The sequence below is a fragment of the Leptolyngbya sp. AN02str genome, from assembly GCF_050565595.1.
Classification (GTDB): Bacteria; Cyanobacteriota; Cyanobacteriia; order Elainellales; family Elainellaceae; genus Kaiparowitsia.
The window spans coordinates 77,646-98,833 of the sequence record NZ_JBNXVR010000008.1; the positions used below are offsets into that span (position 1 = coordinate 77,646).

Genomic DNA, 21,188 nt, shown 5'->3' on the forward strand with positions numbered 1-21,188 from the left:
GTGGGCGATGGTGAATTAAAAGATTAACCTTGGTGACCGCAAGCCAACTGGTTCCCACTCAACAATTGCAGACTGAACGGTTGACGCGGGACTGGGACTTGACGCGGAACTAGAGCAAGGCATGGATTGAGATGTTAACCGGAATATGGCAACTAGGCCATCCAAACTCCGTGGTGACCTTGGCGACCTTGGCTTAATTCCTGGGGTGGATGCACGTTCCTATAAGGTAACGTATGTCAGCATGGAATGAGGAGTGGCGGCTCTAGGGGGCGATCGCAATTTCTCCAACCATTCCGGCTTCGGTGTGGCCAGCAATGGTGCAGCGCAAGGGGTATGTTCCGCTGCGCTCTGGCACAAAGACCCATTCGGCGAGGGCTCCTGGCTTTAGCTCTAGCTCATGAATGGCCCCTTTCACTTCTACTTTTCCGGCTTCTACTTTTTGAGTCCAAATGCCATCGGCAAAATCTTTGGCGGTAAAGTAGTGCTTTTCGGGGCTGGGGTTGTCGAGGATGAGCTTGTAGCGTTTGCCAGCCTCAAATTGTAAGTGATCGGGGACAAACGTGAGTTCTCCGGCTGGGGTTCCTAAGTGAACGGATACTTCAGTAACCATACCTTGGTTGGCCGGACTGGCGATCGCTGCTGCGACGGACGGAAATCCAAGCCACAACCACAGCCCCATCCCCACCCCAATGGCCAGGGTGGTGACAAAACGACGAGCAATATTTTCCATCATTGGCCTCCTGTCGATGCGATCGCGCTCTGTTGCGTCATCCGTTGCATCAACGGTGGTTCTGTGCTCTGGACGAGTTGCTCTCTTCTGCGATCGCCAAATTCCGGGATGCAAACAGCCGCACGCAAAATGAATGCTTCCTACTCTACACCTGATAGCGAACGGTAGAGTAACCTGAGTTTTGGATCAGCTGAAGCGCCCATTTTTGCGTGCGCGACGGGCACGCAAAAAAGAGCTTTTCTGAGGGTTGCGCGTCGCGCAACCCTCAGAAAAGCTCTTAACCGAAACTGACGTTAACAGATGGAGTCTGCGACTGGAATCTGCGAAGGTAGACCCTAGTAAGCCGACAGGTTGACCGAGCTAGAGAGGGAATAGGGCACCTCCAAGCCGTGAGCTTCCATGAGGGCAGTATTTCCAAGAATGTGACGGGGACTGCCATCGGCCATGACGCGACCCTGATCGATAAGCACGACGCGGTTGCACACTTCCAATACAAACTCCAGATCGTGGGAGGCAATCAGCAAAGTTTCCTGCGACTGGCGTAAAAACTGGATGAGTCGTCGCCGCGATCGCAAGTCTAAATTGGCACTAGGTTCGTCATAAATCACCAGTTGGGGACGCATGGCCATGACTCCAGCGATCGCTACCATGCGCTTTTGGCCACCTGATAGGTGATGCGGTGGCCGATGGGCCAAATCTTGCACACCTAGCAACATCAGCGCTTCGGCCACCCGACGGTCAACATCATCGAGGGAAAGTCCCATATTTTCCAGCCCAAAGGCCACATCTTCCCAAACCGATGCAGAAATCAGTTGGTCATCGGGGTTTTGGAACACCATGCCCACTTGGGGGTGAAACTGGCCCGGCTGAATGGGTTCGCCCATAAGCGCAATGTGACCTGCCGAAGGGGTAAGACAGCCACAGGCGAGCAAAAACAGCGTCGTTTTACCACAGCCGTTGTTGCCAACAATGCCGACGCGATCGCCACGGTGAATCTCCAAGTCAAACTCTTGCAGCACATCTGGCTGATCCGGATAGGAAAACGACAGATCCGTGATGGTGAGGATCGGTTTTGCCATAGCGTTGATTGCGTTCACTGGGGAGACCTTCGACATGAATAGCGTGAATGATAGGGAAAAAGCCTAAAGGGACAGGGAAAGCCCCAAATAAATTTAAGATGCAGATCACTTCAAGCAGCGGAGATGAGCAGGGTGTTGGCTAAAACAAGGGCAATCGCAGTGAACAGCGCGATCGCCAACCCGGCTTGATCCCATCCTAGGCTGCGGTTGAGGCGACGCTGGCTGCGACCCAATGCCATCGCGCGATCGCCATAGCCACGTAGCCGCATCGCTTTGTAAATGCGCTCCGATTGTTCGTAGCTGCGAATGAGCAGGGTCCCTGTGAGGGCCACCAATCGACGAATATCGGGCAAGCTGGGCAGAAACCAGCAGCGCGATGGCTGGCTGCGAAAGCCACGTAGTCGCATAGCCTGCTGCATTTGACTCAAATTGGCCGCAATTTCAAATAAGTAGCGATAGGAGAGCAGCGTCATATCCGACAAAATGGCAGGCAACCCGAGCGATCGCATCGTTTGCACCGTAGTCAAAAACGGTGTAGTGCCCACCAGCACCAAGCTCAGCGTCAAAATCGAAAGGAACCGACTGACCACCAGCACCATCGCCAGCACCCCCTCGCGGCGCAGCGTTAGCCATCCCCACTGCCAAAGCACCGTCGAACCCGACAGAAACGGGAGCAGCACCACCACTCCTAACAAAAACCAACCAGGATACTTCAACCGTTGGCCTAAAAAACGCAGCGGCAAACCCGACAGCCCGTACACCACCACGGTAATGATGACCATCGGCACAAGCAGCCGCAAATCGGTGACAAAGGCAAAGGCAAACACCAGCGCCAACAGCCCGATCAGCTTGTATTTGGGATACCAGCGGTGCAGGGGGGATTCTAAATTGGCATATTCATCGAGGGCAACGTTCATTTACAGATCTCGCGGGGGCTGGTGGTGGGTGTGAATGGGAGTGGGGGGGGATGCTTGGCGTGACGCGGCGTGGCGCATCATTTCGGGCTTGACCCGCTGTAAAAACAGGACCAACGCCGCAGTAAACACCCCCTCCAGAATTAGGAGTGGCCCATGGGCAATCACCAGCGCGTAAATCGCAGTGCGCTCGGTTGCAGCATCAAACCCTTGAGGAATAAAGACAATTGTGAGTCCAATAAAGATGATCAAGGCCAAGCCCAAGCCCACGGCCCCTGCCATAAAGGCCGATAGGGCGATCGCCACTCGAGGCTTGAGCCAGCGCTGTAGATAGGGATAGCCACGAAAGACTCCCCCGGCTAACAGCGCTGGAAGGCCCATCATGACTGCATTTGCGCCCAGAGTCGTTAGACCGCCATGGCCAAACATCACCGCTTGAAAGAACAGCCCAATCAGAATTGCCGGAAAGGCGTACCATCCCAACACGGTTCCCAACAGACCATTGAGCACCAAGTGCACGCTCGTTGGGGGAATGGGAATGTAGATAGAAGATGCCACGAAAAAGGCCGCAGTTAATAAAGACGCCTTGGGAATATCTTCCGTAGGGTTGGAACGGCGGTGAATGTGCCGCAACGAGTACCAGGTTGCTAGACCTGTGAGGCCATAGCCACCAATACACAGTGGAGCGGGAAGGAAACCATCGGGCAAATGCATGAACTATCGCTTTCCTCGTGAAAAAAAGAGTGCGGTGCCAACACACCCCCAAATGACCGAGCCCATCATTAGGCTGGTTTGTAGCACTGTGAAGCCCGGTTCTTCGGTACTACCAGCGGTGGCCGCTGCTGCTACCCTGTCCTCTGCTGTGCTAAAGCTGACGATTTGGCCGTGTCCGGCTTGCCGAACCTGCACCTCCCAAGAGCCGGGCTGTGCCGCATCGGGTGTAAAGACAAAGTTGCCCTGGTCGTTGGTTTGACCGGTGAGCCAGGGCTGGCTGGGATCGCTGGGCGCAAAAACGGCAACCTGGGCGTTAACCATGGGTTCGCCGGTGTCATAGATGGCCTCGATTTGCACGGCTTGGGTGATTTGATGGCTGACTTGAATGCCGTGAGCGATCGCCCGCTGGGGTATGCCCAACGCCAGGGCCAACAGTCCCATGGCAGTTGCCGGAGCAATGTACCACCCATTCATCATGTCAACGAGGTCTCCTGACAATGTCCTTCCCCGACATGCCCAAGCGAGGGCAACACTTCGAGTAAGCGTGTGTAGTCTGCATCGGATAGTTGAGATTGCAGCTCGGCCATATCGACATCCAGCTCACCATTTTGGGCGATCGCCGCTAATGGATCAAATCCCAGCGCTCCCGTGTTGAGGGCATCCTCTGGGGCAGTTTCAGCATCTCCAAATAAGTGGTCGAAGTGGAACGTAGCTTCCAAATCGGCGGTAGCATCCTCCGCGACAATCCCTTTGCGCTCATCGCCAACAAAGTCGCCGCAGACAAAGGCCAGTTCCTGATCCATCCGCAGGGTAAAGTTCACCGTCTCTCCTGATCGGGTTGCGGTGCCTTGTAGCGCGACCGGGTAAGTATTTAGCTCCTCCCCTTCGGTCTTCACCATTCTCCACGACAAGGCGTTGTACCGCCCGGGCGGGGCATCCACCTCCGCAACTAAAACGGGGTCAGCCGTTTCGTCTCCCTCGGCAAGGTCAACGGATTTGGCATCCACCAACACAACTTCCTGCTTGGGTTCTAGCTCGGCTTCTGCTGTTGCATCAAACGGGGGGTCGGTTTGGTAGGCCATCACTTCGGCCAGGTTGACGTACACATGGTCAAAACTAACTTCCCAACCATCTTTGGACACGAAACCTTGGCGAACAAAGTCTTCGCCATTGGCTCGGAGCTGAAGTTTGCCAGGCTTACCCGAAGCACTGGTGGTGTCGGTGGTGGGGGCATCGGCTTGTGGGGAGGTAGGGTTGGCGCAGCTCTGTAGCAGCGTGACGCCCAAGAGGGATGCCGTTGCAAGGGCGATCAATGATTGTTTCATAATGCTTTGCTCTGTTGTAAAGATCCAAAACAGCACGTTGGGATCCGTGACCGATAGACTGAACCGAACTGCATCAAGACGAGGGACTGGCTAAGCGTTGTGTGGGCAAGAAACGAAGGACAAGCCAGAGCCAGGAACGTTCGCCGGGTAAGCAGCGAGCAGTGGAATACACCGCTAGACTCAGCCTAAATGAACGGGGCTGTTACTGCTTCCTTTTCAGTAAAGGGGCCTCACCTTTAGAATTCAATGCTGGCGGGGGGGATATCTGCTCCAACTTAAGGAGGATTTAACAAGACTCGAAGGCTGAATTTGCCAGATATGCGTGCGATCGCCCTTGTTCTGGGATGCGTAAGCCTAGATGCTCCTGCGCTCCTTGACCATACGTATGGTCTAGATGTATGGACTAGTGGCGGCTGAGAGGGTTGATAAGGGTTGGTATTGAAGGCTGAGCGTGGCATGATTATCGCGGACTTGACCGAGAAGCGGTGCATATGGCTGAAGAATCGGTAGCCCCCGAATTTTGGGTGGGTGTAGATGAGTTTAACCAACGGCAGTATTATGCCTGCCACGATACGCTAGAGGCCATTTGGATTGAAGCCCTAGAGCCGCAGCGAACACTCTATCAAGGGATTTTGCAAATGGCGGTGGCGCTCTACCATTTGGGCAATGGCAATTGGCGTGGGGCAGTCATTTTACTAGGAGAGGGGATGAATCGACTGCGACGGATTGATGCGGGGCTGGCCAATATTGATTTGGATTTGCTGCTGGAGGAGGGATCGTACCTGATGCAGGCATTGCAGCAAACTGGCCCTGAGGATGCGATCGCCTTGTGGCAATACTTGACTGGAGAACCGATGGATGAAGAGAGGGTTCATGCACTGATGGAAAAAACAGTGTTGCCGTCTCTTCCCCTAATTCGTCAACGAACTGAATCTTAAAACCGCTTGATTCTCACGCATGTTGACCTTGCTGATTTGATTGTGGATGTGAATGTGGCGGAACTTGAGGGGCGATCGCTCGTCAAAAAATCTACGGCTCGTTGCTTCCATCCCCGTGTAATATGAGGCTGGTAGGCTGAGCTTCTTCTCTGAGGCTTATCGGCCACATCCATCCATTTAGGGCGCTTGTCGCTCTCCTGCAAGTTTATGGAATTTTCTCGATTCAACCGATTGGCTCGCTGGAGCGATCGCCCTGCACACCCACTGGCCCAAGCTTGGCAAGTTCGCTATCGACGGGCGATCGCTGGTACTGTGGCCATAACCTTGCTCACTATGTTGATGCCGACCCCGCTTCAGCGTCAGGCCACCGCTCAAACGGCGAGCCCACAGCAGCCTCTACGCCTAGAAGCCGATATTCAAGAAGCGAACTCGGTCACGGGCGTGATTACAGCACGGGGCAATGTGCGAATCGACTATCCAGCACGGCAAATTCAGGCAACGGCAGTGCAAGCTCAGTATTTTAGCCGCGAGCGCCGCATCGTGCTGAGTGGTGATGTATACATCCTGCAAGAGGGCAACAGTCTGCGTGGCGAAGTGGTGACCTACCTCATCGACGAAGGTCGGTTTATTGCAATGCCCGATCGTGGAGAGCGTGTTGAGTCGATTTACTTAGTCGCCGATCCCAATGCTCCGGCAGGTTCGGCAGGCAGCCAGCAGCCCACCTTCAACCCCAAACCTGCGTTCAAAGACCCCATTAGCGATCCCTAAATCTCAGAAGTTTTAATCAGCAATCTTAAAAAGATAGGCATTCAACCTAGCGCCAGTTTTGGGGAGAAGGCTTGATAGTGCAAGCCGATACCGGAAGCGCGATCGCACCGATGCTTGAATCCCCGTTTCAAAATCATGGATGCCTGTGCCTGGATGTTCCTTCTAGGTTCGGGCCGCTTGTGCGGATGCCATCCCTTCCTTGATAGGATGAACGTTGTTCTCTTTGCCTGCGACCTGCCGAGGTACATCGTTGAAGATCCTGCTAGAAAACATTCACAAATCCTATGGCAAGCGTACCGTTGTAAGCCGGGTGAGCCTGTCGGTATCGCGCGGTGAGATTGTTGGATTGTTGGGACCAAACGGTGCAGGCAAAACCACCACCTTCTACATTGCGACGGGAATTGAAAGGCCAAACCAGGGCCGGGTTTGGCTCGATGGGCGCGACATTACTGCATTGCCGATTCAAGCGCGGGCGCGGTTGGGAATTGCATACTTGGCGCAAGAACCCAGCATTTTTCGCAATTTGACCGTTCGAGACAACATTTTGCTGGTCTTGCAACAGACGGGAGTTCCGCGCGATGAGCATGATGATCGCGTTCATGGCTTGCTCAAAGATTTTCGGTTAGAGCGTGTGGCAGATACATTGGGGATTCGTGTATCGGGTGGAGAGCGTCGTCGAACCGAAATTGCACGGGCGCTGGCGGCTGGCCCCCGAGGTCCCCAATTTTTGCTGCTGGATGAGCCGTTTGCTGGGGTAGACCCGATCGCCGTGGCCGAAATTCAGGCGATTATTGCTGGACTGCGCGATCGCCACATGGGCATTCTCATCACCGATCACAACGTGCGCGAAACCCTCGCCATTACCGATCGCTCCTACATCATGCGCGACGGTCAAATTTTGGCCTCGGGCAGCACCGAAGAACTATACGCCAACCCCTTAGTTCGCCAATACTATTTGGGAGACAGCTTTCAAGTTTAGCCCAATGCCCCCGGCTCGTCGCTTGGTTGATGGGCCAACGCTTGGCTGTTCCCTGTTCTAGTTTTCCATGTTTGAACTGTTGTATCGATACGCCGCCTAGCGCCATGAGTGTTGGTTCTTCCTTGCAAAAATCTGTTTATCCCTGGTGGAGCCGATGGCTGCCGCTGTCTGTCATGGATCGGTATATCGTCTCCGAACTGATTCCTCCCTTTTTGTTTGGGGTGGGAGCCTTCACCTCCGTTGGCGTTTCCGTTGGCAGCTTGTTCAACTTGGTCAATCAAGTGGTGGAAAAAGGGTTGCCGCTTTCCATTGCCTTTGAAGTGCTGCTGCTCAAAATGCCGGAGTTCATTGTGTACTCCTTCCCCACGTCGGTGCTGTTGGCCATGCTCATGACCTTTAGCCGACTGGCGGGCGATAGCGAGCTTGTGGCACTGCGCGGCTGCGGGGTGAGCGTTTACCGATTGGTGCTGCCTACGCTGGCGTTTTGCTTAGTCATTACCGGGCTCACGTTTCTGTTTCAAGAAAGCATTATGCCAGCCGCCAATTACCGGGCCTCTACGACATTGGAGCGGGCACTAGGCGACGAAAAGCCCGATTTTCAGGAGCGCGACATTCTGTATCAGGAATATCGCACGGTGGCGACTCCCGAAGGCGGCAGCGAGAATACCATGGCGCGCTTATTTTATGCCAAGCGGTTTAATGGCACCGAAATGCAGGGCCTAACAATCTTGGACTTTTCACGGGATGGCTTAAGCCAGATCATCAGTGCCAAGACGGCCCAATGGGATATTGCAGAAGGGCTGTGGCAGTTTCGAGATGGCACCATCTATGTCGTGTCGGAGGATGGTTCGTTTCGCAATATTGTGAAATTTGATCAGCAAAATCTACAGTTACCCCGGACGCCGCTGGATTTGGCAAACCGTCGCCGCGACTACAACGAAATGAACATTGCTCAAGCGATGGAGCAATACGACCTGATCAAAGACAGTGGCAATGAGGGGCGCATTCGAGAACTGCGGGTGCGAATTCACCAAAAGTTTTCGCTGCCGTTTATTTGTGTGGCGTTTGGTTTGGTGGGGGCGGCGTTAGGGCTACAGTTGCGGCGCACCGGACGGGCAACGGGTTTTGCCATCAGCATTCTGATTGTGTTTTTGTATTATCTGTCGGCGTTTATGAGTGGGGCGATCGCCCAGGCGGGATACTTGCATCCCTTGATTGGCGCGTGGTTGCCCAATGTGTTTGGCCTGACGATGGGCTTGCTGCTGTTGGTGCGGTCTTCGCGCTAGGGAGTTGGGTTTGAGTGGGCGATCGCTCGTTTTATGCTTGCCCAAAGATTAATCAGTAATGTCTAGACATGTGGATGGGTGTGGTAGAAGGGCGACTCCACCGCCCTTCTACCACACCCATCCACAACTGTGAAACAACCTGAGTTTTGGATGAGCTGAAGTGCCCATTTTTGCGTGCGCGTTGCGCACGCAAAAATGGGCTTTTCTGAAGTTTGCGCGCCGCGCAAACTTCAGAAAAGCCCTTAACCGAAACTGACGTTGAAACACAACCAGATTAATCCTCGGGAGTGGAGGATGGGCTTACTGCGGAGATGTGGGCTTGTGGCAGAGTGCCCCACAGCTCATTCAATGGGAAAAATCGAAACACTGCCTTGCCAATAATATTGGCTTGTGGCAAAAAGCCCCACACATGGGAGTCGTTGCTGTTGTTGCGATTGTCGCCCATGACAAAGTAGGCGTTGGCCGGTACGGTGACGGCGGGCATTTCGTAGGCGGGAGGGGCGGCAATGTAGGGTTCTGCAATGGCTTGCCCATTGACGACTACTTGGCCTTGATGCACGGCGATTGTTTGACCGGGTAGCCCTATGATGCGCTTAATAAAGGCTTGGTCTTGCCCATAGCCAATGTCTTGCAAGATGGCTGGCGGTTCAAACACGATAATGTCGCCTTGCTCGGGCGGGTGCAGCCGATAGGATACTTTTTCCACTACGAGGCGATCGCCAATGGCCAGCGTTGGCACCATGGAATCGGACGGAATGAAGCGCGGTTCAGCAATGAATGTCCGAATAAAGAGAGACAACAACAGCGCGATCGCCAAAATTTGAACATTTTCGCGCTGCGATTGCCAAAAGCTGGGTTTGGCTTCGGGGGCGGGTGTAGAAGCGGGTTTTTGAAGGTCGGTGGGTTCAGTAGCCATAGGGATGCAAAACACGTGCAAAGCCCATTCTATAGCGCGATCGCAAACGGAAGATCTGAGGTGGCAGGGTACACCCAGAAACCTGTAAGTGCGATCGCGCTCAGTAAGCCAAGCGCTGATTAGAACGCCACAAACTTTTCCATGCGGACAGAGCGAGGCGAGGCGCCCAAGCTCATCATGGCATCGTAGAGCTGGCTGGGGCGATCGCCCACGGCGCAAATTTCCACTTCAGTTTGTGCCCAATCCAGGTTTACGGTCGTTAGCAGCGCTTCCGGCGCGAGGTTGATGGCTTCGAGATAACGGAAGTTGGGCCATTGGGCTGCTAGCGATCGCCAATGATCTCGATAGGGAAGCTGATCGGCTGTTTCGGGATTGGCCTGCACCAAGACAATCGAGTGGGCAAAGCGGCACTCATGCAGCCAGTCAATTTGGCTTTTGAGCGGGGCAATGCCAGAACCCTCAGCCAGATAGAGGCGATCGCGCGTCGGCAGCTCACTTAGGGTCATTAATCCGTAGGGACCGCGCACCGGGATCGTGTCTCCAGGCTGCAAATCTTGCAAAAAGGCCGAACTCCAGCCCACCCGCGAGACACACAGCTCGATTTCGGGACAGGCGGAGGGCGACGAGGCCATGGAATAGATTTTGGTAAAGGATTTGCCATCGCGCTCAAACTTGGGCCAAACTGATTGCCCTGGCAAAAAGCCAAACGTAGCCGCGTCTAGCTGTAGCCGAATGGACTTGATCGTAGGGGTCAGCCACTCGGACGCGACAATCGTAGCGATACAGTCCATGGGCTGGCATGGACGCAAAATTTCGGATGTTTGCATAGCAGTTCAGTTTCCGTGCGACGCGGGGTTCGATGATGGGACGGCTCAAGCAGGCATTCTGACTCGGAAACGAAGTGTTTCGTTACAGCTGCGGCACAGTGCCGGACTTGCACCGGACTTTCCCTCACCTATGCCAACGAGGCGCGGCATAGGGTGCTTGGGCTGATCCCCCAAGCAGCCTGAGCGATCGCTGAGTTGGTTGCATTCGCCATAACCCCACTATCAAAAGCGGGATAGACAGAAGAAACCAACAGCGACCTAAGGGCCACATTGTAGCCCGAATTCTGTCCGTTTCATCCATGAAAGTTCCTATCGTTACGCGATCGCACTCTTGATATGGTGTAAAAGGCCCAAAAAAACACTGCCAGTAGCGTTGTGCAGCGCTGATGGCAGTGAACTGTGGGTGTGTACTGAAGGGAGTGGCTGAGAGGGCGATCGCGTGAACTGATGAGTCGCGCAGCCAGCCGGGTTGTGTTGGTTGTGAATATCCATAGCCGTGTGCCGTAGGGCAGTGTGCTATGGATGATTTATCTTGGGATAAAGCTGCGGCGATCGCGCAATCCGTCGCTTGATGCCAAATGCTTGAGGTCAAATGCTTGAGGCCAGAGCGCTTACAGAACGCCGAGGTTGGCCAAGCCCAAAATGGCACCAACGCCTAAAATATGGCCAAAGGATGTGGTGGCCAGCAGTGCGGGTAGGCTCAAACCGCCAAACAAGGCAGAAGAAGGTAATTCGGGGCCGACGGAGGGCTGTTGAATGCCAGCTTTGCCAATGGCGATCGCCAAAATGTTGCACACAATCATGACAATGGCGACTTTGGGGCTCCAAGTTAGGGTTGCGGGAATGGTCGCCAGCACAGTGGAAATAAACAAGGCAGTCTCTCCTGAAACGTGGAATCAACGTTGTTCTTTCAGTGAATTAGAACAAATAATCGCGATCGCACAAAACACTTTGCAGCAATAGTTAATGTTTGTGTAAAGTTTTGTATGCGATCGCTGTGGCCCATGCTTTCTGCCGTGGATTCTGTCTGGCGTGGGGCAATGCATCTGCACGTGGGCGATGCGAGGATATGCCATAGTAGAAAACGGCTTGCATGCAGACGGTCATTTCTCCAAGTTGGGCGGTTACTTATGAGTGCTGGGTCGGCGTTGCCTTCCGTTACCTTTCAGCAGGTTGGGTTCATTTCACCAGAGGTGTCTGCCGATGCGTGGGCGCGGCATGCCGAAGGGTCACCCTTGCGGCTGGGGGTGCTGGCGTCGGGCAGTGGCAGCAATTTTGAGGCGATCGCCCAGTGGATTGCCGATGGGAAGCTCAACGCCAAAATTCACGTGCTGGTGTACAACAAGCCCAATGCCAAAGCGAGCGATCGCGCCCAGCGCTGGAACATTCCCAGCCAATTGCTCAACCACAAAGACTTTCCCACCCGCGAGGCATTGGATGATGCGATCGTGCAGGTGATGCGTGAACACCGTGTAGATTGGATCATCATGGCCGGGTGGATGCGCATTGTGACACAGCGGTTGATTGATGCGTTTCCAGGCCATGTGCTGAATATTCATCCCAGTCTGCTGCCCAGCTTTCGGGGGGCGCAGGCGGTGGAGCAAGCACTAGCCGCCAAGGCCAAGGTAACGGGCTGCACGGTGCATCGGGTGGCGCTAGAAGTGGATAGTGGCCCCATCTTGATTCAGGCGGCGGTGCCCATTTTGCCGAATGACACGGTAGAAACGCTTCATGCCCGAATTCAGGCGATGGAGCACCAGATTTTTCCTCGGGCGATCGTGCTGGCCTCGGATACGCTGACTTCAGATGTGGTGGCTCCAGATGTGGTGGCCTTGGGTGGCGATCGCCCCATCTAGAACCGGAAATAGTGCATCACCTGCGCAGTCATTGCGGCTGATAACCCAAGCCGCTGCTGCAAATGGGCAATGTTTTGAAACCGACCGTAGGATGTGCGATTTTGCACGATCGCCCGAGCCAGGTAAATATCTACGCCGGGAATGCGGGTTAACTCCTCGACCGAAGCCATGTTGGGGTTCATGGGCTGGGCGATCGCCGCACTCGCCGGGTCGTAATAGTTGAATTGTAGGACGGGAGCCAGCCCTGCAATGCGCTGCACTGGCACACTCAACGCTGCCGCCAAATCTTCTAAACAATGGAACTGCACGCCCGATTGCACCAGAGAAACGAGCGATCGCGCTTGATGAATGGAAATGCCTGGTAGCCGCAGCCAATCATCCACACCAGCCCGGTTCACATCAATGGCCACGCCAGCCTGCGCCGCCAGCGAGATTTCGTGAGGCTGCAACCGATAGTAAGGATTTTGAAAGCGCGATCGCCCTCCCCTATCCCCAAACGATAACCAGTTTCCTAACGCCATCTCCATACCCTCCACACCCTAGCAGGCCACCACAGGGGGTTTGACAAGCTGGGAACCCCCCCAAAAACGGCGATTTATTCGGGTTTAATAGGTTTGTAACCTATCAAACCCAGCGTGGCAGAGCCCTAGCCCTAGCCCCCAAATCCTAGCCCCTCCCGACTCCCGACTCCCGACTCCCCTCTAAATCATCCGATCCAACAACTGCCGACGCTTTTGCTCAAACTCATATTCCGAAATCAAGCCATCCTGGCGCAGGCCATCTAGTTGGCGTAGGGCATCGGCAACGGCACCAACTTGGGCGGCATTCACAGGGGTGGCCTGCCCAGCTTCGGCTTGCAGCGTCGCCACATCGTTAAAGTTTTGGTCGAACGCCGCTTGCCCCTGCGACAAAAACCAGATGCCTTCTACAACGCTGGCAATTTTGGCAATGGGATTGAGCGTGCCAACGGGCGATAGCCCCAGCACCAGGTAGAGCATGCCCCATCCTGGCTGCCGTAAGTAAAACTTGTGCAATCCCGGAATGACCACGCCAGCAAAGGCCAGCGCAGCCGCTATCGTTCGATTTTTCGGCTTGGTTAGCATTGCTCAGCCTGCAAATACATCTGTTTGCCTAAATCCCCTTCATCTTATAGCAGACCTTTTGGCTGGTGAGGTATGGCTTTGGGGCATTAGCGATCCCTTCCCAGTCTATGTGCCGAAAACTGCTTGGAGCATGACAAAAGCCGCCCCTCGCACGAGAGACGGCTTTGTTGAATGGGTGAGCCAACCCAACAGAAGGTTAGCGGCGAATAGCCTACAGCTTGGTGCCGCACTCAGAGCAGAACTTGTGGTCTACAGAGTTTTGCGCGCCACAGTTGAGGCAGGTCAAGTCTGCACGGTTTTGAGGCTGAGGACGCTCGGGCAAGCCCAACATTTGAGCATTGCTCTTACCGGGAGCCACCATGGGGTAGCAGTTCTCTTCACGAGCCACCTTCACATCCAGCAGTACAGGACCATCGTGGGCCAGCATTTCGGCGATCGCATCCTGCAACTGCTCGCGTTCTGTCACGATCATGCCCTTCACGCCAAAGGCTTCGGCCAGCTTCACAAAGTCAGGCATACCGGGCTGCATATCCGAGCAAGAGTAGCGCTCTTCGTAAAAAGTTTGCTGCCACTGGCGCACCATGCCCTGCCAGGCATTGTTGACAATCACTGTTTTGACATTGATGCCGTACTGAGCCAGCGTGCCCAGCTCTTGCAGGTTCATTTGGAAGCTAGCGTCGCCGCTAATGCATACCACCTGCTCATCGGGAAGCGCGACCTTGGCACCCATAGCGGCGGGCATACCAAAGCCCATGGTGCCCAAGCCAGCGCTGGAGATCCACTTGCGCGGGCCACACTTGAGGAACTGAGCTGACCACATTTGGTGCTGGCCCACATCTGTGGTGAAGAAGGCATTGGGCGCTTGACGACCCACTTCCACAATCACTTCTTGCGGAGAGATGCGATCGCTGTATCGAGGCACGGTGAGCGGATAGTCCTGCTTCCAGCTGTCGATGCGGCGCAGCCAGTCCTGGGTCAGGCTGGGATCGGGATCGTAGCGATCTTCGGAGTCACGACGCAGCAGCTCGGCCAACACATAGCGCACGTCGCCCACAATGGGCACCTCGGGGATGCGGTTCTTGCCCACCTCGGCGGGGTCTACATCAATGTGGATGACCTTGGCGCGATTAGCAAACTCGTCTAGCTTGCCCGTCACACGGTCATCAAACCGAGCGCCGACGGCAATCAGCAGGTCGCAGTCGCTTACGGCATAGTTGGCATAGGCGGTACCGTGCATCCCCAACATGCCAACCGATAGAGGATGATGCTCGTTGAACGCACCCTTGCCCATGAGGGTGGTGGTCACAGGGATGTGGTAGCGCTCGGCCAAAGCCAAGATCTCTTTGTGGGCATCGGCGGCGATCGCACCACCTCCCACGTATAACAACGGCTGTTTGGCTTTGCGGATCAGGCGCAGAGCTTGTACCACCTGACGGGGATTGCCCTTCACCGTGGGACGGTAGCCAGGAAGGCGCACGCTGCCGGGTTCTACGGGGATATAGTCATGCTCTTCCAGCCCCACATCTTTGGGAATGTCGATGAGGACAGGACCAGGACGACCCGATCGCGCAATGTAGAATGCTTCGGCGACGATGCGGGCCGTATCGCGAGGATCGCGCACCACGTAGGAATGCTTGACGATCGGCAGCGTAATGCCATAAATATCGGTTTCTTGGAAGGCATCGCTACCAATGGCGGCACGGCTCACCTGACCCGTCACAATCACCATGGGAATGGAGTCCATCTGAGCGTTGGCAATTCCGGTGACCAGGTTCGTTGCGCCGGGGCCAGAGGTGCCAAAGCAGACGCCCACTTGCCCAGTGGCGCGGGCATAGGCATCAGCGGCGTGGGCGGCACCCTGCTCGTGGCGCACCAAAATGTGTTGCAGATCGCCTCTTTCTTCAGCCCGATATAGCTCGTCGTAGATGGGCAGAATGGCACCACCGGGATACCCAAAAATGTGCTTCACACCGTGGCGGCGCAGACTGTCAATTAGGGCGAAAGCTCCAGTTGCACGAATCGCCGAAACGGCTCTACTAGAAGGGGTAGAGGTGGATGGCTGAACAGATGATGTAGCGGGTGTCGGGGAACCAGAGAGGACGTCTTGCATAGGTTGGCTCAGGAATTGTATCTATTGATGCATTAATCCGTTGATTCCCCAGTCTAGTTCTGATGTAGCGATTCTGTCGAGGGTTGGAGATGGGGAATCTGTGAGAAATTTGTCTCAGTCGTTGGGCTGATTTTTGCGAGAAAAGATGGGATGTTGTGGGGGGCGATCGCCCTCTTGTATCCCAAGGCCCACAGGCAATAGTGCGCTAGGGATCTGGCTTTGACGCAACTGGGCGATCGCCCTGGCTAGCTATTTGAGATTGGTGAATGGAGGGTGGAAGTCCGGCAGGATTGTTATCAGATGCTAACGTAGCGCTTTGAAAATGGGGGTGGCTTGATCGGCGTTGATCCTCACGAGCTTGGTTGGCGGTCTGCATCGGCATAGTGCTGTACCAGCGTTTGGATGACTTGGGCTGCGGTGATGGGGCCTAGTTGATCCGGTGGGATAGGGAATGGCTGAGCGTGGGGAGAGGCGTGCCAATACCCGGTTGCTATTTGGGGCGATCGCCACAGCTCTAAATGCTCAACCGATGGTTCGGCGTAGAAGGCACTGTCACCTGCCCCCATCAGTGCCGAACTCCACTGGGTAAAGTGATCGTGGCTCAACCGATGAATGGGAAAATTGCCCCATAGCGGCACTCCCCAGCCATCTATGGCAATGAAGGCCGCAACTCGGCCTCCCATACTTTGCCACAGATGCGCTGCGCCCAGTGCGCCTACCACACCAGCGCTGAATCCAAGGAATAGCAATGATCCCGGCGTGTGGGCTGGTGTGCCCAGCGTGTGCTCAATATGCTGAAAGACGTGCCAACCCGAAAAGACGGGAAACGCAAACCCAGGAAAAAAACGGTCGGGCATGATGCACAAACGATGCGCCTGAAAGCAGGACTCTAACGCCGCCAAAAATTGCTGCGTAGCTTCATGGGAGTGGATTCCAGGACAGATCACAATGTGCATCGTTTCAAGATAAAATCAACCGACAGAGCCACAGGCTAACCCAAAATCTATTTAAACCCCGTGTAAAAAAAGCGTTACGACAGATTCGCTAACTCGATACATTCGCTAACACAACGATTTAGGTGAGTACCGATGAAAGATAAATTGCTGAACGGACTCAACACCCTATTAATGATCAATATTTTTGTGGTGTTGGGGGCGTTTGCCTGGTTTGCGATCGCCCTTGTTGGTCGGTCGATGGATATTCCACTTGGCTTTGATATTTGGTACAAGCTTTGGCAACCTGTGATTCAGCCTGCGTTGGGAATTCTGATGCTAGGGGCGATCGTGAGCGGTATTGCGGGTTGGGTCAACAAGAAATTGAGCGATCGCCAGTCCTTGAATTAGCACAATGAAATTAGCGCCACTGTTGGGGTGAGTCCGTGTGAGTTTGGGTCTCCAACCAAACTCACACGGACTTCGGCTTTCTGTTGAATGTGCCGTTTAACTGAAAGGTAACGTGGGCTGATTCGTCAATTTGACTATTGGCCGCCCAAGACCTCTTCTAACGCGGGCTTAACGGTTTCGTAGCGGTATGTGAAGCCGCTATCGAGGGTGCGCTTGGGGAGGACTTGTTGGCCTTCTAGCACAACGTGGGCGGCATCGCCCAACATGGCTTCTAGGGCAAAGGCGGGAACGGGCAGCCAAGACGGACGACCCATGACCTGACCCATCACCTTGGTAAACTCGGCCATTTTGACCGGGTTGGGTGCGGTGGCGTTGTACACGCCCTGCATCTGCGGGTTGGTGAGTGCTGCGATGATGAGATTGACCATGTCATCGCGGTGAATCCACGAGAACCACTGTCTGCCTGTGCCAATCGGCCCTCCTGCAAATAGCTTGAAGGGCAGCAGCATTTTTTCAACAGCACCGCCCATGCCCAGCACAATGCCCGTTCGCAAAATGACGACTCGGGTGCCGCTGTTCTTTGCCTCTTGTGCGGCAGCTTCCCAGGCTTGGCACACCTGAGCTAAGAAGTCTTCGCCGGAGGCGCTGGTCTCGTCAAAGGTGGCAGTTTCGCTAGCTCCGTAGTATCCGATTGCCGATGAGTTGACCAATACTGCGGGTTTGGGATTGGCCTTGGCGATCGCCTCCACAATCTTTTCGGTGCCAACTTTGCGGCTATCCATAATTTCTTGTTTGCGCTGGGGAGTCCATCGCTCTTCGGCAATGGGTGCGCCTGCCAAGTTCACCACGCCATCACATCCGGCGATCGCATTTTGCCACTCACCCGACTCTAGGGGAGCGTAGGCCACCACCTCTACTTGAGGAAATGCGCTGCTGGGAAACACCCGCCGACCCCGCTCAGCATCCCGGGTTAGCACGACTATTGAGTGCCCTTCTTGGCCGAGCCGCTCAACCAAGCGTGTGCCGACAAATCCTGTTGCCCCTGTGATTGCAATTTTCATTGTTATTTTTGAGATGAGGTAATGTCTGCAGAATGAAACGGAATATCAATTGAATATCAATTCATCAGTATCACAAGGAATGTGAATTCAATGTGCGATCGCATGGTGACTGGATTCCACTAAATGTGTACCCAAAGAGGTGAATCTCTAGTGTAGGGGGATGCTGATAACGGTAAGGGCGGGCGAGTGAGCGAAATGCCTATGCGTAGAAAATTGGCTTATCCTGGACTGCTCTCTCCATACTCCATCCCGTTGGCTTCGGCATAGCGATGCATAAATCGCATCAGCCGCTCCCAATGCTCCTCGCGATCGACCTCTAGCTTGCAGTCAATGCGCTGAATTTCGTCGCCTTCGTCGCCACCAAAGATGAATTGAATCGAGGATGGCTCGATGGTGATGGCTCCTTCAGAATCGGTCATTTTCAGCGCTTTGTTGAACTTTTGGGTAAAGCTGTTGAAGCGCTCGATGGCCTTGAGTTGAGAAAACGACAGCACCATGATGCGGGTTCCGGTGTTGCGATTGCGGCGCAGGCTAATTCCGGTCAGCTCTTCGGGCACCCCATCGTAAAATTCTAAGGTGGGTATAGAAGTCATGAATCGGTAACAGAAGGTATGGTCTAGTATACCGAAGTGGCGGTTATGGCACGGTGGGTTAGGGTTTGCGGGTCATGGGTTGTGTTAGATGAGGATAGGGTTATGCAGCGAATTTGGGCGATCGCACTTGCAGTTGGGCTCAGTAGTTTGTTGAGCGTGGTTGCCTGGTTGGTAACCCCAATCGTCTTTGTTCATCCATCGCTACAGATTCGAGGTGCGATCGCCATGGCCCAATCGACCATAACCCCTAGTCAAGCGCTCGATCGGCTGTTTACCCGGCCCGATCTCCAGGCCGATTGGTTTGCCAGTTCGTTTTTGCAACAGGTGCCGCTGCCGCAGATTCAGGCCATTCTTCGCAGCATAACCACCGATTTGGGAGCCTATCGCCAGATCGAGCCCACCGCCGAGGCCAATCGGTTCATGGTGCTGTTTGAGCAGGGGAGCTTGCAGGCTCAAATTTCGCTCAATGCATCGGGACAAATTGCCACACTGTTGCTGCAACCCAATGCCCTAACGCTGGAAGAGGCGATCGCTCAACTGCAAGCCCTACCCGGAACAACCAGCTTGCTGGTGCTCAAAGACGGAGTTAAGCAGGCCGCTATTAACGCCGACGAACCATTAGCCGTTGGCTCGGCCTTTAAGCTGGCGGTTTTGCGGGCACTCCAGCAGCAAATTGAGCAGGGCGATCGCACGTGGGCCGAGACCGTGCAGCTTGATCCCACCTGGAAGAGCCTGCCCAGCGGCATTTTGCAATCCTGGCCCGAAGGAGCCTCGCTCACGCTGGAAACCCTGGCCACGCTCATGATTTCCCTTAGCGACAACACCGCCACCGATGCCCTGATTCAAATCCTCGGTCGAGAAGCCGTCGAAGCCTACGGATTGCGCAACGTGCCATTCCTCACCACTCGCGAACTGTTTGTACTGAAGGCTCCTGAGAATGCACAGCAATTGCAGCAATATCGCGATGGAGATGGAGACACGCGGCGATCGCTCCTGTCGCAGCTCCAAACATTGCCCCTGCCCCCAGTCGAAACCTTTTTGGGTGAACCCATTGCCCTGGATGTGGAATGGTTCTTTAGCACGCGAGAACTGTGCAGCTTGATAGAATCTGTGGCTGCTTTACCCCTGATGGGTGTCAACCCCGGCATCGCCAATCCTGCCGACTGGAACCGGATTGCCTACAAAGGTGGCTCCGAATCTGGCGTGATCAATCTCACCTCTCACCTGCAAGCGGCCGATGGCACCACTTACTGCATTGCTGCCACATGGAACAATCCCGACGCTCCCCTCAGCGACATGACCCTAATTGGTCTTTACCAAGGTCTCATTTCCGGCTTGAAAACAGCCCCCGCCGCCAATCCGTAACGGATGCTGCCCTGTTCCCATCAAAAATGTTGGTGCGGCTATGCAAGACGGCTCGTTGCGCCTAGAGTGAAAAAACGTGCCCTCAATTTGGATGTGAACTTGTGTTGCTTGAACTGCTCTCTCCGCTGAATCCTGCGCCTGCGGTGTGGCTCCAGCTTGTGGTGGCTGGGGTATGGGTTGTGGGAGTGATTGCGATCGCAGAGGGTCTGAATCTAGTAGGCAAGGCCGAGCCCGAAGTGGTACGCAAAATTGTGCACATTGGCATTGGTAACGTCATTCTGCTGGCCTGGTGGCTCCAGCTTCCTACCTGGATGGGCGTAGCGGCTTCACTCCTGTTCAGCGTGGTCACGTATTTGTCCTACAGCTTTCCCATCTTGCCAGGAGTCAACAGCGTTGGTCGCAAAAGCCTGGGCACCTTCTTTTATGCGCTTAGCTTTGCCTGCTTAATTGGAATTTTTTGGCCACTTGCGCCCCAGTTTGCCCTACTCGGCATTTTGATCATGGCCTGGGGCGATGGCCTCGCTGCCCTGATTGGACAACGCTTTGGCCGACACCCCTACCAAATCTGGGGCGATCGCAAAAGCCTCGAAGGTTCAGCCACCATGCTGCTCGTTAGTTTTGCAATTTCTGTCCTAACGCTACCAACCCTACCTGGAGGCTTGTTGCAACCCCTGCTGATTGCCGCAATTGTTGCGATCGCCGCTACCCTCCTCGAAAGCTTCTCCAAATATGGCGTCGATAACCTGAGCGTGCCATTGGGAAGTGCGGCGATCGCTTATGGGCTTGTTCAGATTTTTTAGGGAGTCGGGGATTGGGGAAGGGGCTAGGATTTGGGGGCTAGGGACTAGGGGCCTAGGAGGGACTAGGGAATCGGGAGTTGGGAGTCGAAGAGGGTGTGGGGAGTCGAAGAGGATTACTGTTGCGGTTCGAGGGTTCCGGCATACACCCCAATCCGCGCCCCTCTGCCACACAGCCCCAGCCCTAACCCACCTGAGTTTTGGATAAGCTGAAGTGTCCATTTTTGCGTGCGCGTTGCGCACGCAAAAATGGGCTTTTCTGAAGTTTGCGCGCCGCGCAAACTTCAGAAAAGCCCTTAACCGAAACCGACGTTAACCTGGTGGACGGATTGGCATTGAGCGGTTCACCCCTTGCCGGGGGGGCTGGGGGAGTTAGGCTCCCAGAAGGCGGGGGAACGGGGGGAAGTCCCCCGGTAGACTATCTGCTACACATCCCAAATTCCTTGGTACACAACACCAACGCCACCCCACACCAATAGACCTA

At 54.7% G+C, this 21,188-nt stretch carries 24 protein-coding genes and 1 riboswitch; of the genes, 8 read left to right on the forward strand and 16 right to left on the reverse strand.

All coding sequences use genetic code 11. The annotated features are described in order from the left end of the window. Nucleotides 1-262 precede the first annotated feature (262 nt). The 6 genes from ACQ4M4_RS08245 to ACQ4M4_RS08270 form a co-directional block, all read right to left on the reverse strand. On the reverse strand, nucleotides 263-844 hold the full coding sequence (locus tag ACQ4M4_RS08245) for a biphenyl 2,3-dioxygenase (RefSeq protein ID WP_430684004.1): 582 nt from the start codon (nucleotides 842-844) through the stop codon (nucleotides 263-265). A gap of 221 nt (nucleotides 845-1,065) precedes the next feature. After that, entirely contained in the window at nucleotides 1,066-1,809 is a 744-nt protein-coding gene (locus tag ACQ4M4_RS08250; RefSeq protein WP_430684005.1) for an energy-coupling factor ABC transporter ATP-binding protein, read from the reverse strand. A 110-nt stretch (nucleotides 1,810-1,919) separates the two neighbouring features. Further along, on the reverse strand, nucleotides 1,920-2,726 hold the full coding sequence (cbiQ, locus tag ACQ4M4_RS08255; protein WP_430684006.1) for a cobalt ECF transporter T component CbiQ: 807 nt from the start codon (nucleotides 2,724-2,726) through the stop codon (nucleotides 1,920-1,922). Continuing rightward, nucleotides 2,727-3,437, reverse strand: coding sequence for a cobalt transporter CbiM (gene cbiM, locus ACQ4M4_RS08260; RefSeq protein WP_430684007.1), 711 nt, complete (start codon nucleotides 3,435-3,437; stop codon nucleotides 2,727-2,729). It lies immediately after the preceding gene. 3 nt (nucleotides 3,438-3,440) lie between these two features. After that, a complete protein-coding gene (locus tag ACQ4M4_RS08265; protein ID WP_430684008.1) occupies nucleotides 3,441-3,914 on the reverse strand; it encodes a carboxypeptidase-like regulatory domain-containing protein in 474 nt (157 codons plus the stop codon). Beyond that, nucleotides 3,911-4,762: a DUF4382 domain-containing protein gene (locus ACQ4M4_RS08270; RefSeq protein ID WP_430684009.1), complete on the reverse strand. Its 852-nt coding sequence runs from the start codon at nucleotides 4,760-4,762 to the stop codon at nucleotides 3,911-3,913. The genes ACQ4M4_RS08265 and ACQ4M4_RS08270 overlap by 4 nt, the downstream gene beginning before the upstream one ends. Before the next feature lie 491 nt (nucleotides 4,763-5,253). Between ACQ4M4_RS08270 and ACQ4M4_RS08275 the strand changes: the two genes are divergently transcribed. From ACQ4M4_RS08275 to ACQ4M4_RS08290, 4 genes are all read left to right on the forward strand, one after another. Beyond that, complete coding sequence (locus ACQ4M4_RS08275) at nucleotides 5,254-5,700, forward strand: DUF309 domain-containing protein (RefSeq protein ID WP_430684010.1); 447 nt, start codon at nucleotides 5,254-5,256, stop codon at nucleotides 5,698-5,700. A 207-nt stretch (nucleotides 5,701-5,907) separates the two neighbouring features. Next, a complete protein-coding gene (locus tag ACQ4M4_RS08280; RefSeq protein ID WP_430684011.1) occupies nucleotides 5,908-6,468 on the forward strand; it encodes an LptA/OstA family protein in 561 nt (186 codons plus the stop codon). Nucleotides 6,469-6,682: 214 nt separating this feature from the next. Continuing rightward, entirely contained in the window at nucleotides 6,683-7,447 is a 765-nt protein-coding gene (gene lptB / locus ACQ4M4_RS08285; RefSeq protein WP_430684012.1) for an LPS export ABC transporter ATP-binding protein, read from the forward strand. Between the two features lie 104 nt (nucleotides 7,448-7,551). Beyond that, nucleotides 7,552-8,733, forward strand: a complete 1,182-nt coding sequence (locus ACQ4M4_RS08290; RefSeq protein ID WP_430684013.1) for an LptF/LptG family permease — start codon at nucleotides 7,552-7,554, stop codon at nucleotides 8,731-8,733. Nucleotides 8,734-9,007: 274 nt separating this feature from the next. On the opposite strand, the gene lepB is transcribed toward ACQ4M4_RS08290, so the two are convergent. The 4 genes from lepB to psaK form a co-directional block, all read right to left on the reverse strand. Then, the gene (gene lepB, locus ACQ4M4_RS08295; RefSeq protein ID WP_430684014.1) at nucleotides 9,008-9,649 is read right to left on the reverse strand and encodes a signal peptidase I; all 642 of its coding nucleotides are present in this window, start codon (nucleotides 9,647-9,649) and stop codon (nucleotides 9,008-9,010) included. A gap of 119 nt (nucleotides 9,650-9,768) precedes the next feature. Next, complete coding sequence (locus tag ACQ4M4_RS08300) at nucleotides 9,769-10,476, reverse strand: ferredoxin--NADP reductase (protein ID WP_430684015.1); 708 nt, start codon at nucleotides 10,474-10,476, stop codon at nucleotides 9,769-9,771. 31 nt (nucleotides 10,477-10,507) lie between these two features. Further along, nucleotides 10,508-10,652: riboswitch (cobalamin riboswitch) on the reverse strand. Nucleotides 10,653-10,791: 139 nt separating this feature from the next. Continuing rightward, nucleotides 10,792-10,968 (reverse strand): hypothetical protein, encoded by a 177-nt coding sequence (locus tag ACQ4M4_RS08305; protein ID WP_430684016.1) that lies wholly within the window; start codon nucleotides 10,966-10,968, stop codon nucleotides 10,792-10,794. 119 nt (nucleotides 10,969-11,087) lie between these two features. Continuing rightward, nucleotides 11,088-11,348, reverse strand: a complete 261-nt coding sequence (psaK, locus tag ACQ4M4_RS08310) for a photosystem I reaction center subunit PsaK (protein ID WP_430684017.1) — start codon at nucleotides 11,346-11,348, stop codon at nucleotides 11,088-11,090. Between the two features lie 258 nt (nucleotides 11,349-11,606). Here psaK and purN point away from each other — a divergent pair, with 258 nt between their 5' ends. Then, a complete protein-coding gene (purN, locus tag ACQ4M4_RS08315) occupies nucleotides 11,607-12,332 on the forward strand; it encodes a phosphoribosylglycinamide formyltransferase (RefSeq protein ID WP_430684018.1) in 726 nt (241 codons plus the stop codon). On the opposite strand, the gene ACQ4M4_RS08320 is transcribed toward purN, so the two are convergent. The 4 genes from ACQ4M4_RS08320 to ACQ4M4_RS08335 form a co-directional block, all read right to left on the reverse strand. Further along, nucleotides 12,329-12,853 carry a helix-hairpin-helix domain-containing protein gene (locus tag ACQ4M4_RS08320; protein ID WP_430684019.1) on the reverse strand — a complete coding sequence of 175 codons (525 nt, stop codon included), beginning with the start codon at nucleotides 12,851-12,853 and terminating at the stop codon, nucleotides 12,329-12,331. The two genes, purN and ACQ4M4_RS08320, sit on opposite strands and share 4 nt — an antisense overlap. 180 nt (nucleotides 12,854-13,033) lie before the next feature. Beyond that, a complete protein-coding gene (locus ACQ4M4_RS08325) occupies nucleotides 13,034-13,435 on the reverse strand; it encodes an SHOCT domain-containing protein (protein WP_430684020.1) in 402 nt (133 codons plus the stop codon). Nucleotides 13,436-13,646: 211 nt separating this feature from the next. Beyond that, nucleotides 13,647-15,545 carry a biosynthetic-type acetolactate synthase large subunit gene (gene ilvB / locus ACQ4M4_RS08330; protein WP_430684021.1) on the reverse strand — a complete coding sequence of 633 codons (1,899 nt, stop codon included), beginning with the start codon at nucleotides 15,543-15,545 and terminating at the stop codon, nucleotides 13,647-13,649. 350 nt (nucleotides 15,546-15,895) lie between these two features. Then, on the reverse strand, nucleotides 15,896-16,501 hold the full coding sequence (locus tag ACQ4M4_RS08335) for a hypothetical protein (RefSeq protein WP_430684022.1): 606 nt from the start codon (nucleotides 16,499-16,501) through the stop codon (nucleotides 15,896-15,898). 132 nt (nucleotides 16,502-16,633) lie between these two features. Between ACQ4M4_RS08335 and ACQ4M4_RS08340 the strand changes: the two genes are divergently transcribed. After that, nucleotides 16,634-16,888: a hypothetical protein gene (locus ACQ4M4_RS08340; protein ID WP_430684023.1), complete on the forward strand. Its 255-nt coding sequence runs from the start codon at nucleotides 16,634-16,636 to the stop codon at nucleotides 16,886-16,888. A gap of 134 nt (nucleotides 16,889-17,022) precedes the next feature. On the opposite strand, the gene thyD is transcribed toward ACQ4M4_RS08340, so the two are convergent. Both thyD and psb28 read right to left on the reverse strand, forming a co-directional pair. Then, nucleotides 17,023-17,949 carry a thylakoid membrane protein ThyD gene (thyD, locus tag ACQ4M4_RS08345; RefSeq protein ID WP_430684024.1) on the reverse strand — a complete coding sequence of 309 codons (927 nt, stop codon included), beginning with the start codon at nucleotides 17,947-17,949 and terminating at the stop codon, nucleotides 17,023-17,025. Nucleotides 17,950-18,167: 218 nt separating this feature from the next. Then, on the reverse strand, nucleotides 18,168-18,542 hold the full coding sequence (gene psb28 / locus ACQ4M4_RS08350) for a photosystem II reaction center protein Psb28 (protein WP_430684025.1): 375 nt from the start codon (nucleotides 18,540-18,542) through the stop codon (nucleotides 18,168-18,170). A gap of 102 nt (nucleotides 18,543-18,644) precedes the next feature. Between psb28 and ACQ4M4_RS08355 the strand changes: the two genes are divergently transcribed. Both ACQ4M4_RS08355 and ACQ4M4_RS08360 read left to right on the forward strand, forming a co-directional pair. After that, the gene (locus ACQ4M4_RS08355) at nucleotides 18,645-19,907 is read left to right on the forward strand and encodes a serine hydrolase (protein ID WP_430684026.1); all 1,263 of its coding nucleotides are present in this window, start codon (nucleotides 18,645-18,647) and stop codon (nucleotides 19,905-19,907) included. 101 nt (nucleotides 19,908-20,008) lie between these two features. Further along, nucleotides 20,009-20,707: a diacylglycerol/polyprenol kinase family protein gene (locus ACQ4M4_RS08360; protein WP_430684027.1), complete on the forward strand. Its 699-nt coding sequence runs from the start codon at nucleotides 20,009-20,011 to the stop codon at nucleotides 20,705-20,707. Nucleotides 20,708-21,188: the final 481 nt, after the last annotated feature.

What these genes read in the sequence shown, in the direction of transcription:
- ACQ4M4_RS08320 (WP_430684019.1), bottom strand. Translation starts at nt 12,853, where the DNA reads ATGGCGTTAGGAAACTGGTTATCGTTTGGGGATAGGGGAGGGCGATCG.
- ilvB (WP_430684021.1), bottom strand. Translation starts at nt 15,545, where the DNA reads ATGCAAGACGTCCTCTCTGGTTCCCCGACACCCGCTACATCATCTGTT.
- cbiQ (WP_430684006.1), bottom strand. Translation starts at nt 2,726, where the DNA reads ATGAACGTTGCCCTCGATGAATATGCCAATTTAGAATCCCCCCTGCAC.
- lepB (WP_430684014.1), bottom strand. Translation starts at nt 9,649, where the DNA reads ATGGCTACTGAACCCACCGACCTTCAAAAACCCGCTTCTACACCCGCC.
- ACQ4M4_RS08355 (WP_430684026.1), top strand. Translation starts at nt 18,645, where the DNA reads ATGCAGCGAATTTGGGCGATCGCACTTGCAGTTGGGCTCAGTAGTTTG.
- ACQ4M4_RS08275 (WP_430684010.1), top strand. Translation starts at nt 5,254, where the DNA reads ATGGCTGAAGAATCGGTAGCCCCCGAATTTTGGGTGGGTGTAGATGAG.
- ACQ4M4_RS08270 (WP_430684009.1), bottom strand. Translation starts at nt 4,762, where the DNA reads ATGAAACAATCATTGATCGCCCTTGCAACGGCATCCCTCTTGGGCGTC.
- ACQ4M4_RS08340 (WP_430684023.1), top strand. Translation starts at nt 16,634, where the DNA reads ATGAAAGATAAATTGCTGAACGGACTCAACACCCTATTAATGATCAAT.
- ACQ4M4_RS08300 (WP_430684015.1), bottom strand. Translation starts at nt 10,476, where the DNA reads ATGCAAACATCCGAAATTTTGCGTCCATGCCAGCCCATGGACTGTATC.
- ACQ4M4_RS08250 (WP_430684005.1), bottom strand. Translation starts at nt 1,809, where the DNA reads ATGGCAAAACCGATCCTCACCATCACGGATCTGTCGTTTTCCTATCCG.
- purN (WP_430684018.1), top strand. Translation starts at nt 11,607, where the DNA reads ATGAGTGCTGGGTCGGCGTTGCCTTCCGTTACCTTTCAGCAGGTTGGG.
- ACQ4M4_RS08290 (WP_430684013.1), top strand. Translation starts at nt 7,552, where the DNA reads ATGAGTGTTGGTTCTTCCTTGCAAAAATCTGTTTATCCCTGGTGGAGC.
- ACQ4M4_RS08325 (WP_430684020.1), bottom strand. Translation starts at nt 13,435, where the DNA reads ATGCTAACCAAGCCGAAAAATCGAACGATAGCGGCTGCGCTGGCCTTT.
- thyD (WP_430684024.1), bottom strand. Translation starts at nt 17,949, where the DNA reads ATGAAAATTGCAATCACAGGGGCAACAGGATTTGTCGGCACACGCTTG.
- ACQ4M4_RS08265 (WP_430684008.1), bottom strand. Translation starts at nt 3,914, where the DNA reads ATGATGAATGGGTGGTACATTGCTCCGGCAACTGCCATGGGACTGTTG.
- ACQ4M4_RS08280 (WP_430684011.1), top strand. Translation starts at nt 5,908, where the DNA reads ATGGAATTTTCTCGATTCAACCGATTGGCTCGCTGGAGCGATCGCCCT.
- psb28 (WP_430684025.1), bottom strand. Translation starts at nt 18,542, where the DNA reads ATGACTTCTATACCCACCTTAGAATTTTACGATGGGGTGCCCGAAGAG.
- ACQ4M4_RS08305 (WP_430684016.1), bottom strand. Translation starts at nt 10,968, where the DNA reads ATGGATATTCACAACCAACACAACCCGGCTGGCTGCGCGACTCATCAG.
- ACQ4M4_RS08335 (WP_430684022.1), bottom strand. Translation starts at nt 16,501, where the DNA reads ATGCACATTGTGATCTGTCCTGGAATCCACTCCCATGAAGCTACGCAG.
- cbiM (WP_430684007.1), bottom strand. Translation starts at nt 3,437, where the DNA reads ATGCATTTGCCCGATGGTTTCCTTCCCGCTCCACTGTGTATTGGTGGC.